Origin of the sequence: Arthrobacter sp. EM1 (genome assembly GCF_029964055.1) — a bacterium.
Lineage (GTDB): Bacteria > Actinomycetota > Actinomycetes > Actinomycetales > Micrococcaceae > Arthrobacter.
Genome location: NZ_CP124836.1, coordinates 555,261 through 568,147 on the forward strand (window position 1 = coordinate 555,261; position 12,887 = coordinate 568,147).

Genomic DNA, 12,887 nt, shown 5'->3' on the forward strand with positions numbered 1-12,887 from the left:
CGGATTCAACCGGGCGTCACCCGGCGGGGCGTCACCGCGCCGGGTCTACCGGGCGGCGTCGACCCTGTCGATTGCGGCCAGGGCGCTTTCCATGGTTCCGGCCAGTTCACTGGCCGGGGCGGGCTTGGCGAAAAGGTACCCCTGGAGTGCATCGCAGCCGCGGTCCATCAGGTATTTGGCCTGCGCGGGCGTCTCGATGCCCTCCGCGGTGACCGTCAGGCCGAGGTCGTGGGCGGCCTTGATCATGGTGTCGAAGAACGGCAGGTGTTCCAGGCCGGTGGCGACCATCGATATAAAGGACCGGTCGATTTTGACGATGTCCAGCGGCAGCTCCTTGAGCCGGCGCAACGACGAATAGCCCGTTCCGAAGTCGTCCATCGCAACCCGGACCCCGGCGTCCCGGAGCTGCCGGAGCTGGCGGAGCACATCGCTGCCGGCGTCAAAAAACGCGCTTTCGGTCAGTTCCAGCGTCAGCTGGCGCGGGCTCACGCCGGTGGCGGCCACGATCGCGAGAATATCCGTGCCGAACTCGCGGTTCTGGAACTGCAGGCCGGAGACGTTTACCGCGACGCTGTGGCTGGCATCGCCGGCCAGCCAGGGCCGGATTTCCGCGCAGGCACGGCGCATGACCTCATCGCCGATTTCACGGATCAAGCCGCTTTGCTCAGCCACCGGCAGGAACTGGTTCGGCGGCACCAATCTGCCGTGCAGTTCCCAGCGCGCGAAGGCCTCGAACTGGACCACTGATCCGATCCCCGGCGACACCACCGGCTGGTAATGCACCGAGATCTGGCCCAATTCCACGGCCTGCCGTAGCCCGGCCTCGCCTTCGGCTCTGTGGCCCGGGGCGTGCAGCATGTCCGGACGGAAGCGCAGCCAGGTGTTTTTTCCATCTGATTTGGCGGCATTCAGGGCCGCATCGGCCTGCCGCAGCAGCTCGGCTCCGTCCAGCGTGTGCGCGGACTTGGACGCCAGGCCCATGCTGACGCCCGGCCGGACAGGGGAGCCACCAACGCGCAGTGGTTCGTACAGTGAATCGGCGATCCGTTTCGCCACCGCGTCGGCGTTGAGGCACTCGGTCAGCAGCACCGCGAACTCATCTCCGCCGAGCCTGGCAACTGTGTCGTGGGGGCGTACGCAGTTGCGCAGCCGGTTCGCGACCTCGACGAGGAGTTCATCGGCCGATGACCGGCCCAGTATGTCGTTGAGGCCTTTGAAATCGTCCAGGTTCAGCAGGAGCACATCCACCGGGTCCGGACGGCGCAGGGCAGCGGCCAGGCGGTCGTTGAACTGGGTGCCGTTAGGCAGCGCGGTGAGCGGGTCCCGCAGCGTGCCGGCCCTGAGCTCGTCGTCGTGCTCGGCGACGGCGGAGGGAATACGAACGGAGGCGGTGGCACCCGGGCGGCTCCGCGCCGTCTGAGCTGTTCCGGAGACGTAGCCTGGGCGGCTGGGCGGCAGCCCGTTCCGGGGGCCGGTGCCGCGGACCGCCAATGCGACGGACGGCGCAGCAGACACTGATGAGCCTGCGGCCGCGGGGATCAGCGAGCAGGTGATCTCGACCGGAAGCGCGCTTCCGTCGAAGCGGCGGCCGGAGCCGGCGAAGGGCGCTGCGGAGCGGGGTGTTGCGGCGTCCAGCCCGGCGAGCACGCCATGGAACTCCTCACGGGATACTTCGGCCAGCAGCAAGGACGCATCAGCGCCCAACAGCTGCGTCCGGGAGTAGCCGAAGAGCTCCTCCGCCGCGTGGTTCAGGAAGGAGATTGATCCGTCCGGATCGAGCAGCAGCAGTGGATCCGGGCTGTGCTCCAGAAGTGATTGTGCAAACCCTGGGTCCATGCTGTTTTGTCTGCCCTCGAAGCGACCGATACGGATGGCAGGGGCCGTGTGAAGATCACGCGACGCTGCCCTCACTGAATCATAGGCGGTCGACGGCACGGTAGCCTGATTCGGCCCACGCGGGGGCGGAGTGTGTCGGCGCAGGCCTTTGCAGGCCGGCGGAACGCACGGCTAGACCGGGAGCGGCTCCGCCTCGGGTGCCGCCTCGAGTGCCTCGATGGCGGACATGGAGCGGCGGATCGCGAGTTCGCGCCGGGCTTCGGGCTCCGGCCGGGAGAACAGGAAGCCCTGCAGGGCGTCGCAGCCACGTTCCATCAGGTAGCTGGCCTGCGCCGGCGTTTCGATGCCTTCGGCGGTGACCTTCAACCCCAGGCTGCTGGCCATGTTAATCATGGACGTCAGGATGGGGAGCTTCTCGGCCCCGGAACGCAGCATGGAAATAAAGGACTTGTCGATTTTGACCACGTCCACCGGGAGCTCCTGTAGCCGGCCCAGCGAGGAGTAGCCGGTCCCGAAATCGTCCAGTGCCACCCTGATCCCGGCACCGCGCAGGCGTTCCAGCTGCTCGATGACGTGGGAGTGGGCATCAAAGAACACACTCTCCGTGACCTCCAGGACCAGCTGGTGCGGATCCGTGCCGCCACACGCCGCGATGTCCAGGACCCGCTCCGCGAAGTCCCGGTGCTGCAACTGCACGCCGGAGACGTTCACCGCCAGGGACCGGGCCGGATCCTCCGCAAGCCACCCTGAGAGTTCTGCGCAGCTGCGCCGCAGCACTTCGGCTCCGATCTCCCGGATCAGTCCGCTGCGCTCGGCAATCTCGATAAAACCGTCCGGGGCCATCAGCTGGCCCTGCCATTCCCAGCGGGCCAGGGCCTCGAACTGCACGACTTTAAGTTGTTCGCTGGAGACCACCGGCTGGTAGTGAACCCTGATCTGTCCCAGTTCCACCGCCCGGCGAAGCCCAGCGGTGAGCTGGGTGCGCTCCAGCAGTGCCGTGAGCATCTCCGGACGAAAGTGGACGTAGCAGTTTTTGCCGGCTTCCTTGGCCGCGTACATCGCGAGGTCAGCCCGCCGCAGCAGTTCTGAGGAGGTGGCGGTCCCGTCATCGCTTGAGGCGACGCCGAGGCTCAGGCCCGGCCGCATCAGGGTCCCTTCAATCGAGACCGGGGCGTTCAGGGCCCCGACGACCCGCTGGGCTACAGCGTCGGCGTCCCGGCAGCCCACGAGCAACACGACAAACTCGTCCCCGCCCAGCCTCGCGACGGTGCCGTGGGGTCCGACGCATCCCTGCAGCCGCCGGGAGATTTCCACCAGCATCTCGTCCCCGGCGTGGTGGCCCAGGACGTCGTTGACTTCCTTGAAGTCGTCCAAATCCAGCAGCAGCACGTGCACCGGTTCGCTGGTCAGCAGCGCAGCGGCGGCGCGTTCGTTGAACAGCATCCGGTTGGCCAGGCCGGTAAGCGGGTCGCGGAAGGCCAGTTCCTTGAGCTTGGCCGCCTGTTCGGCGAGCTCTTCCATGGCGCGCCGCGCCTGGTGCTGGGCTCGGCTGCGCGAAGTGATATCCCGGAAGTTCCAGATCCGTCCAACAACCGCGCCTGCGACCTCCTGCGGCCGTGAGTTGAGCTCCACGGTGCGGCCGTCGCTGAACTCCAGGAGGTCGTTGCTTTGCATCAGCTTGTCCGCATACAGCAGGGAAACTCTTCCCCGGAAGTAGTCCGGGTTTGCCAGTTGCCCGGCGATGAAGTCGATCAGGGCCATCGGGTCGGAAGCCGCAACGAGATTCGGTGGCATGCTCCACAGCTTGAGGTACTGATCGTTGACCCCGGTGATCTGCCCGTCGTTGGAGACCACCAGGATCGCGTCGGCGGTGGTTTCCAGCGTGGCATCCAGCAGCGAGACGGCCAGGCGCCGGCCGGCATCGGTGTCCTGGCGGTGGCTTCCGTCGCGGAGGGCGACCGCCATGGCCGCGCCGCCGTCGTGCTGAACCAGTGAGCAGGTGATCTCCAGGAAAATTTCGCGGCCATCCTGGTGTCGGCCTGCCGCCGCGACCGGGAGCGTCGCGGCTGGGTTGCCCCTGCCCAGCCTGCCGAACACACGCAGGAAACCGCCGCGCTCGTCGTCGGAGAGCAGGATCTGGTGCCCGCCGCCGAGCAGTTGTTCCCGCCGATATCCAAAGAGCCGCTCCGCCGCCGCGTTGACGAACACGATGGTTCCGTCCGCGGTCAACAGCATAAAGGCATCGGGCCCCTGCTCCAGCAAGGTCTCTTCAATCCCAGGTCCCACGGCGATACCGGCCCCCAAAGCTTCGGATGGTGATGGTGTCCGACGGTCTTGCCGCGGGCAATGCGTTTCACTGAATCATATGGTCCCCGACGCCAGTGTCCAGCACCCCGGGGCCGGGCAGATCGCGGCTTTTCCTGCGGAATTGCCGCCGGTGCCACCCACACCGGCGTTCGGCTCAGCGGGTTTCGGAGACCCGGCCGCCCCGGAGCGTGCCGAAGACCTCGGTAGAACGCGCAATCGCCGAATTCAGCGCGGACTGCGCCTCCGCGCCGGAAAAGAGGAACCCCTGCAGGGACTCGCAATCCAGCCCCATCAGGTATTCGGCCTGCGCGGCTGTCTCGACGCCCTCCGCTGTAACGGTCAGCCCGAGGCCGTGGGCCATGGTGACCATACAGCTGAGGATCGGCAGCTTTTCGGTACCCGTTTGGATCATGGCGGTGAAGGACTGGTCGATTTTGAGGGTGTCCACCGGAAGCTCCTGCAACCGGCCCAACGAGGAGTAGCCGGTGCCGAAGTCATCCAGCGCCACCCCCACCCCGGCGTTTCGTAGGGCGTTGAGCTGCTGGATTACGTGGCCGTCGTCGTCGAAAAAGACACTCTCGGTGACTTCCAGGATCAGCTGCCGCGGATCAACCCCGCACGAGGCGGTAGCCGCCTGGACCAGTTCGGCAAAATCCCCATGTTGGAGCTGAACGCCGGACACATTGACGGCCAGGCGACGTGCGGAATCCTCCGCCAGCCAAGGCTTCAGCTCGGTGCAGGCCTTCAGCAGCACCTCGGTACCGATCTCGACAATCAGACCGCTGCGTTCCGCGGCCGGGATGAAGCGCTCCGGCGGGATGGTCTCGCCGTCGCGCACCCAGCGGGCCAAGGCCTCAACAGTAACCACGGCGCCCAGCGTGGCCGAGATGATCGGCTGGTAGAGCACTGTGATCTGGCCACTGTCCACTGCCAGTCGAAGGCCGGTCTCCAGCTCGGTGCGCTGCACGAGGGATTGCAGCATTTCGGGCCGGAACCGCAGGTAGCGGTTCTTTCCGGCGGCCTTCGCCGCGTACATGGCGACGTCGGCCCGGCGCAGCAGTTCCGAGGCGCCAACGGCGTCGTCGCTGATGGAGGCCAGGCCCAGGCTGAGGCTGGGCCGCAGCATGGTCCCGTCAATCCAGACCGGTACCTTCAAGGACTCGACGATCCGGCCGGCCACCTCGTCGGGGTCCAGCGAGCCGACCAGCAGGACCACGAACTCGTCACCGCCCAGGCGTGCTACAACGTCGTTCGGGCGTACGCAGCCGCGCAGCCGCCGGCCCACTTCGATCAGCATCTGGTCTCCGGCGTGGTGGCCCAGGATGTCGTTGACCTCCTTGAAATCATCAAGGTCCAGCAGCAGGAGGTCGACGGCGGTCCCGTACGGCCCGAGCAGGGCGGCGGCGAGGTGGTCGTTGAAGAGCTGGCGGTTGGAGAGGCCGGTGAGCGGGTCCTGGAACGCGAGGGCCTTGAGCTGGGCCGACTGCTCGGCCAGATCGGCCATAGCCTTGGTGATCTGTTCCTGGGCAAGCCGGGCAGCGGTGACGTCGCGGAAGCTCCAGACGCGGCCCACCACCTGATTGGCAACCGTTTGTGGCCGGGAATAGCGCTCAAAGGTCCGGCCGTCACGGAAGTCCAGGACATCGTGGCTTTCCGCGGCAGGGTCGGAGTAGAGCGCGGTGACCTTTTCGACAAATTTGGCAGGATCTTTGAGTTGGTCCAGCACGTAGCCCATCACGGCTTCGTCGTTCTGGCTGGCCAGCAGGTTCCGGGGGATCCCCCACATGGAGACAAACTGGTTATTGACTCCCGCGATTTGGCCTTCGGCGCTGACCACCAGGATGCCATCAGCAGTGGATTCCAGTGTGGCACTGAGCAGCGACATGGCTTCGCGGAGCCCGGCATCCGTTTGCACCCGGCGGGAGGTGTCCCGGATGGTGACGGCCATGCTGGCCGGTCCCGCGGCTGGGGTCCCGGCGTCTTGCGGAAGCAGGGAATAGGTCAGCTCGCCCTGGAACTCACTGCCATCACGCCGGACGGCGTAGGCCTCGACCGGGGGCGGCCAGGCGTCCTCGCGGAGCACAAAGAACAGCCGGTGAAATCCGCTCCGGAATCCTTTGGCGAGCAGCACACGGTGGTCGTGTCCCAGCAGTTCGTCCCGGGAGTAGCCGAACATACGTTCGGCGGCTGCGTTGACCATCAAGATGGTGCCGTCCTCGGCCACCACCAGCAGGGCGTCAGGACCCGCCTCCAGAATGGCTTCGGGGCTCGGTGCCGGGTACGCGGACGCCGTCACGCGGCTTTCACCGTGAACATCTGCGACCACCTGTATTCCATCGACGAGTCTTGCCCTCAGAAAATCATAGGGGCATCACCGGGGTACCAACACCAGGCCGGGGACACCGGCGTTTCACCCTGCCCGCACCGGCTGCCTCCGGCGGGAGCCGCTGCGGGAAGCCGGCGGGAGCACGGCTCCGCAGCTGGTCAGTAAATTCTTACCAGGCGGCTCTTTCGCGGGTGCCGTGTTCGCGGGTGCCGTGCGATGTGGAGGTGTGGGAGGTGCCGGGGTCCTCCGCGGCGGCGAGGACCGCTTGATAGTGCGCGACAAGTTCGGCGCCAAGCATGGACCATGTACGGCCCTGGACCGAAGCATGTGCAGTGGTTGCGAACGCACGGCGCTTGGCGTCGTCGCCCATCAGGTCCACCACCCGGTCCCGGAGCGCCACCAGGTCACCGGGTTCGTAGAGCCAGCCGGTGCGGGAGTTCTCCACCAGGTCCAGCGGGCCGCCGCGGCCGGTGGCGACCACCGGAACGCCGGAGGCCATGGCTTCCTGGATGGTCTGACAGAACGTTTCCAACTCGCCGGGGTGGACAAAAAGGTCAAAGGACGCCACCGCCCGAGCCAGTTCCTCACCGCCGAGGAAGCCGGTAAATACGGCGTTGGGCAGGGCGTCCTCGAGGGCTTGCCGTTGCGGTCCGTCGCCCACAATGACCAGCCGGGTGCCTGGTACGTCGGCCAGCACCGCCAGGTCCTGCACCTGCTTCTCGGCCGCCAGCCGGCCTACGTAGCCGATGAGGCGCTCGCCGGCCGGGGCAACGGAAGCCCGCCAGCCGGCGTCGCGCTTGTCCGGGGAGAACCGCCGGGTGTCCACGCCGCGACGCCACATCTCGATCCGTGGGATGCCGCGGCCGCGGAGTTGCTGGAGTGCGAAGCTGGAGGGGACGAGGGTGCGTGAGGCCAGCAGATGAATGTTCTCCACCCTGCTCCACGCCCAGTTCTCCAGGAACGGCACACCGTAGCGGCCGGCATAGCTGGGGACCTCGGTCTGGTAGATGGCGATAGTGGGGATCCCCAGCTGGTGCGCTGCCTGCGCGGCCCGCCAGCCAAGGACAAATGGTGACGCCAGGTGGACCACGTCCGGTGCATACTCGGCAAGGATTCGCTTGACCCGGTAAACACCGCCCATGGCCACCCGGACGTTCGTGTAGCCGGCGAGCGGGACCGAGGGCAGCCGGTGGATGCTCGCTCCATAGACTTCATCGGGGGCTCCGGTGTCCTGGGTCGACGGAGCAATTACCAGCACCTCGTCCCCGCGCTCCTGAAGATGCTCCAGGACGCGCAGGATGGAATTTGTTACGCCGTTCATCAAGGGCAGGAATGATTCAGCCACAATTGCGATCCTCACCCCTCAACACTGCGGGGGCAGGCTTTCGGCACGGGGTAGGGCGCGTTGCGGGGGAGAAAAGAGTGGGTTAACGGGGTGTGGTCGCTTTGCCTCGCACGCGTCCGAGTGGGCATGCTCCGCGGCCGGGGTGAGGGGTGGACATAGGCCGCAGATGCGCCCGGGTCGCCGCCAAGAGTGGGCATGTCCAACGGTTGGGGCGGGGATGCGCTTGGGCCGGGGCCAAGAGTGGGCATGCTCCGCGGCCGGACCTACAGCAGCTCGACAGCTTTCCCTGGTTAAGCTTCCGGCGGCCCGAGGAGTTCCCGGGCCTGCCGCTGGGACTCAAGTTGTTCGGCGGTGACGACGGAGTCACGCAGGAATCCGGCGCCGGCGATGATCCGGCGCAATTCGGCGACGGTCCGGGCCGTGCTCCCGCCCCGGTGGGCCACGGCGTGGCAGTTGCCGCAGAGCGGGACGAGGTCTGTGAGGGGGTCCAGTTCATAGCGGCTGCCGAGACGGGACACCGGGACAAGGTGGTGTACGGGCATCAAGTCCGCGCCGACGTCTCCGTAGGTGAGTTCGAAGGAAAAGCCGCATGCTGCGCAGCTTGTGCCGTGGAGCGCGATGCAGGCCCGCCGCGCGTCGGGATCACGTTCGTAGCGGTTCACCTCCGCCCGGGTAACGGCGCCCTGCGGGTAGGTGCCGGGAGGGTGTTGGGTGGGGTCCGCGCCCGCCGGAGGCCCGGCGTCGCGCCACAGGGCCCTGAGCGCCGCTTCGTCCGCCGGTTCAACGCCCAGCCCGAATGCGTCGACATCCTCCCACTCGATCCCGGGAACCGCAGCCTTGAGGACGGCGACGGCGATGTGCTCACCGGGCGGCAGCAGCGCATCGACGGCCAGGTGCACAAACACCGGCGCATCGTCCTGCACGGTGCCCGGTATCCGGGCAGCCACCTGCCCGGCTACCGCCTGCCCGGATTCCTGTTGCCCGGATTCCTGTTGCCCGGATTCCTGTTGCGCCGCCGCCCGTTGCGCCGCGTCCTGCTGCTCGGAGACCACAACACCATGGCCGATCAGTCCGCGGCCGCCAGGCCCCTGCAGAAAAAGCCAAGCGTCGGTGCCAGCGGACAAGTTCCACGCACCGTTGACGCGCCACGGCACAAAACACCGGCCGGCCTCGGCGACGCGGCCGCGAACTGTTGCGTCATTCCAGTCGTTCCGAGGGTCCGGGTCCCAGCCCAGGATGATGGCGCTCATCGGGCCATTCTCGCAGTCGGGCGGCCATCGGCGCAGGCAATTCGACACAAACGGCCGTCAAGCGGGGCGCTTGACGGCCGGGTCCTGCAAGCGACTGCCGGTTTGTGCTGCGGGTCCGGGCCCGCGACAACACCGCGCCGGCTTCGCACGCCGGGACCTAGCTGGCCGGTACGGGTTCCCGGTCCACCACCGGGTGGTCGCGGCCCAGGTTCCCGACCGTGGCGGCCCCCTGTGGTGACCCGAGCTCCTCGAAGAACTCGACGTTGGCCCGGACGTAGTCGGCCCACTCATCCGGAACGTCCTCCGAATAGTAGATCGCTTCGACCGGGCAGACCGGGTCGCAGGCGCCGCAGTCCACACACTCGGCGGGATGGATGTACAGCGCCCGTTCACCCTCGTAAATGCAGTCCACCGGGCACTCGTCGATGCACGCCTTGTCCTTGACATCTACGCAGGGCTGGGCGATCACGTACGTCATGGCGGGCTACACCCCCGTGTAGACGGTCTTGCCCCAGGTGAAGAAGTCCAGGGCCGACTTTCCTTGTTCGCGGAATGTGTTTGTGGAGGAGTCCTTGACGCCGCCGAACGGCACGTTGAGGTCCAGGCCCGCCGTCGGACGGTTGACCTTAATAACGCCGGCCTGCGCCCGCGCGGCGAAGTCCGTGGCGAACGCCAGCGAATCGGTGCAGATGCCGGCGGTGAGGCCGTAGCGGGAATCGTTGATCGCGGCGAGTCCGGCCTGGTAGTCGGCGACCTCCAGCACGGCCACCACCGGGCCGAAGATCTCCTCGGACACGGCGGCGTCATCGAACGGCAGCTCGGTGAGCACCGCCGCCGGGAAGACCAGCGGCCCGGCGGGGTCGCCGTCGTATGAACCGGCCAGCAGCGTGGCGCCGCGTTCGACGGCGGAGCGCACCGCCGCCTGGTTCTGCTCGAACTGCTGCCGGCTCACCACGGCACCCATCGCAGCGTCCAGTCCGTCCCCGGGCGTGTACGCCGCGGCCTCCTCCGTCAGTGCGGCAAGGAATTCCGAGCGGATGCCGGGCGTGACGTAGACGCGGGACGTTGCGGTGCAGGCCTGGCCGGTGAGCCCGAACGCTCCGGCGGCGACCACCTTGGCGGCCTTGCGGGCATCGGCGTCGTCAAGCACCAGAACACCGTTTTTGCCGCCCATCTCCAGCTGCACCCGGGCCCGGCGGGCGTTCAGGATCTCCTGCAGGCCCAGGCCCACCGCCGTCGAACCGGTGAAGGACAGCCCCGCGATCCGCGGGTCGCGGGCCAGGGCGTCGCCCACCACCCGGCCCTTGCCGTGCACCACGTTGAACACCCCGGCGGGGAGCCCGGCGTCCTGCAGCGCGCGGGCGAGGTGGGTGGCGGAGAGCGGAGTGAGCTCGGCCGGTTTGATCACCACGGCGTTGCCGCTGATCAGCGCGGGGGCGGATTTCCACGCCGGGATGGCGATGGGGAAGTTCCAGGGCGTGATCAGCCCGACGACGCCGAGCGGCTCGCGCCTGGTGGTGATGGTGGTGTCCGGCAGGCCGCTGGGGAGGACTTCGCCGGTCGCGGCCCAGCCGAGGGAGCCGAAGAAGCGCAGCACGTCGGCGGCACGCTTGACCTCGCCCTTGGCCTCGGCGAGGGTCTTGCCTTCCTCACGGACCAGGTCCCCGGCGATGGCGGCTTGGCGGTCCAGGAGCAGGTTGCCGGCGGCCAGCAGGATCGCGCCGCGGGAGGGGGCCGGCAGTGCAGCCCAGGCCGGCTGCGCGGCGGCGGCTGCGCTAACGGCGGCGTCGACGTCCGCGGCGGTGCCGCTGGGGGAGAGGGCAGCGAGCTCGCCGGGCCGGGCCGGGTTGAACCGCTCGGTGTCTGCGCTGCCGAGCCATTGGCCGTTGATGAGGTGCCGGGCGGTGATGAGTTCGCGGTCGGCGGAGGTCTCTGCGGGGGTGGTGAAGTCTGTTGCCGTGGAAGTCATGGTGTTCCTTCGGGTGGTCGGGAAGAGTTCGGAGGTCTGGAAGCGGTCGGTTAGAGGCTGCGGATCAGGCCGCCGTCGCACCGCAGCGCGATGCCGGTGATGTACGAGGCCGGAGTGCTGCAGAGGAACGCGGCAGCAGCGCCGAACTCCGCGGGTTCGCCGTAGCGGCGGGCGGGTATGGTCTTGCGGGACTCGAGCTGGATTTCTTCGACGGTGCTGCCGCGGCGCTTGGCGGCGGCTTGGTCCAATTCGGCTACGCGGTCGGTGGCGATCCGGCCGGGAAGGAGCATGTTCACCGTGACGGCGTCCAGCGCGACCTCGGCGGCGAGGGTTTTCAGGTAGCCGGCCAGCGCTGCGCGTCCGGTGTTGGACACTGCCAGGTTGGTCAGCGGCGCCACCACACCGCTGGAGCCGACGGCGAGGATCCGTCCCCAGCGCCGTTCCCGCATGCCAGGCAGCACGTGGGAAATGAGCGCGTGGTGCGGCTTGACCAGGAGGTCGAAGGCGGCCGCGAGGTCGTCCGCGCTGAGGGTGGCCGCAGCGCCGGGCTTGGGGCCGGGCCCGTTGAGCACAAGGATGTCGATAGGGCCGAGTTCCGCCACGGCCTGCTCGACGGCGGCCGCCACCCCTTCGGCCGTGCCGAGGTCCGCCTCGATCGCGACGGCGCCCGGCCCGTAGGCGTCCGTCAGTTCGGCCACGATTTCCTTGGCCCGGACCTGGCGCCGGCCGGTGACGGCCACACGCACGCCTTCGGCGGCGAGGGCTCGGGCGATGGCAAGCCCCAGGCCGCCGGTGGACGCGGCCACAAATGCGGTCTTTGTGCTGATTCCGAGGTCCATCAGAAACTCCTTGCCGTTGTGTGTATGTCCGTGGCCGGCACCGTGGCCGGCACCGTGGCCGGCACCGTGGCCGGTTCGGGGGGCCGTGCGTCAAGGGCCGCCGCGGCCTCCGCCAGGTGCGTGAGCATGCTCAGCCGGAGGGTTTCCGGGAACGGCGCGGCCGGGGCGCGGACGCCGGCGTCGGCGATGAGGCCCCGCCGGCGCAGGCACTCCTTGCGGACGGACAGCGCGATCCGGGCCTGCTGCTCGAAGTTGATCAGCGGCAGGTAGGGCAGCAGTGCGTCCCGGGCCGCCTCGTACCCGTCCCGCTGCCAGGCGCGGACGCAGGCGATCAGGGCCTCGGGGTAGGAGAATCCGGTCATGGCACCGGCGGCACCGGACTGCAGCTCGTCCAGCAGCCCCTGGCCGCCGAGCCCGCCGAACACGGACACTTCGAGGGCCCGGCTGAGCCGTGCGATGGCCACGGAGGTGGGCGGCGCCTCGGCCTTGACGGCGATGACGTGGCCGCATGCCTGCACCACCGAGATCAGTGCTTCGGTGCTGATGCTGACTCCGCTGGCCAGCGGATAGTCCTGCAGCACCACGTTGGCGCCGGTTGCCTGATGGATCGCGTTCAGGTGCGCGCTGACCACGGCGGGGTTAGCGGAGTTGGCCTGCACCATCACGGCTGCGAGGCGCTCGCCGGCCACGGCCTGGGCTGCCCGTATTTCCTCGACAGCCGTGCCGGTGTAGAGCGAGGTTACGCCCACCACCAGGGGAAGGGTCGTTTCCTCGACAACGACTTCCAAGACCAAGCCGCGTTCCGCCGGGGTCAGGGCCGCGGCCTCGCCGAACACACCCAGGACGGTCAGGCCGGTAGCGCCGATGGATTCGTAGTAGGCCACGAGACGGGCGAGGCTGTCGGTGTCGACATCCAGGGTACTGCCCTGGAATGGCGTTGCGAGAACACCCCACACTCCGGGTGCCAGTGACTGCCGCATCTGCTTCTCCTTAGTTTTTGGTCGCTCAAAGGGCT

General features: G+C 68.0%; 9 protein-coding genes. All 9 read right to left on the reverse strand.

From position 1 onward, the window contains the following. Nucleotides 1-45 precede the first annotated feature (45 nt). On the reverse strand, nt 46-1,836 hold the full coding sequence (locus tag QI450_RS02580) for a bifunctional diguanylate cyclase/phosphodiesterase (protein WP_226776311.1): 1,791 nt from the start codon (nt 1,834-1,836) through the stop codon (nt 46-48). A 171-nt stretch (nt 1,837-2,007) separates the two neighbouring features. Continuing rightward, on the reverse strand, nt 2,008-4,122 hold the full coding sequence (locus QI450_RS02585) for an EAL domain-containing protein (protein ID WP_226776310.1): 2,115 nt from the start codon (nt 4,120-4,122) through the stop codon (nt 2,008-2,010). 175 nt (nt 4,123-4,297) lie between these two features. Further along, nucleotides 4,298-6,439, reverse strand: a complete 2,142-nt coding sequence (locus QI450_RS02590; protein WP_226776314.1) for an EAL domain-containing protein — start codon at nt 6,437-6,439, stop codon at nt 4,298-4,300. Between the two features lie 199 nt (nt 6,440-6,638). Beyond that, nucleotides 6,639-7,829: a glycosyltransferase family 1 protein gene (locus QI450_RS02595; protein ID WP_226776309.1), complete on the reverse strand. Its 1,191-nt coding sequence runs from the start codon at nt 7,827-7,829 to the stop codon at nt 6,639-6,641. Nucleotides 7,830-8,104: 275 nt separating this feature from the next. Further along, nucleotides 8,105-9,064: an HNH endonuclease gene (locus QI450_RS02600; RefSeq protein ID WP_226776308.1), complete on the reverse strand. Its 960-nt coding sequence runs from the start codon at nt 9,062-9,064 to the stop codon at nt 8,105-8,107. Between the two features lie 157 nt (nt 9,065-9,221). Continuing rightward, the gene (gene fdxA, locus QI450_RS02605) at nt 9,222-9,542 is read right to left on the reverse strand and encodes a ferredoxin (RefSeq protein WP_226776307.1); all 321 of its coding nucleotides are present in this window, start codon (nt 9,540-9,542) and stop codon (nt 9,222-9,224) included. Nucleotides 9,543-9,548: 6 nt separating this feature from the next. Next, nucleotides 9,549-11,033 (reverse strand): aldehyde dehydrogenase family protein, encoded by a 1,485-nt coding sequence (locus QI450_RS02610; RefSeq protein WP_226776306.1) that lies wholly within the window; start codon nt 11,031-11,033, stop codon nt 9,549-9,551. A gap of 50 nt (nt 11,034-11,083) precedes the next feature. Beyond that, complete coding sequence (locus QI450_RS02615; RefSeq protein WP_226776305.1) at nt 11,084-11,872, reverse strand: SDR family oxidoreductase; 789 nt, start codon at nt 11,870-11,872, stop codon at nt 11,084-11,086. Then, complete coding sequence (locus tag QI450_RS02620; RefSeq protein WP_226776304.1) at nt 11,872-12,852, reverse strand: dihydrodipicolinate synthase family protein; 981 nt, start codon at nt 12,850-12,852, stop codon at nt 11,872-11,874. Before QI450_RS02620 ends, QI450_RS02615 begins: the two co-directional genes overlap by 1 nt. Between the last annotated feature and the right edge of the window lie 35 nt (nt 12,853-12,887).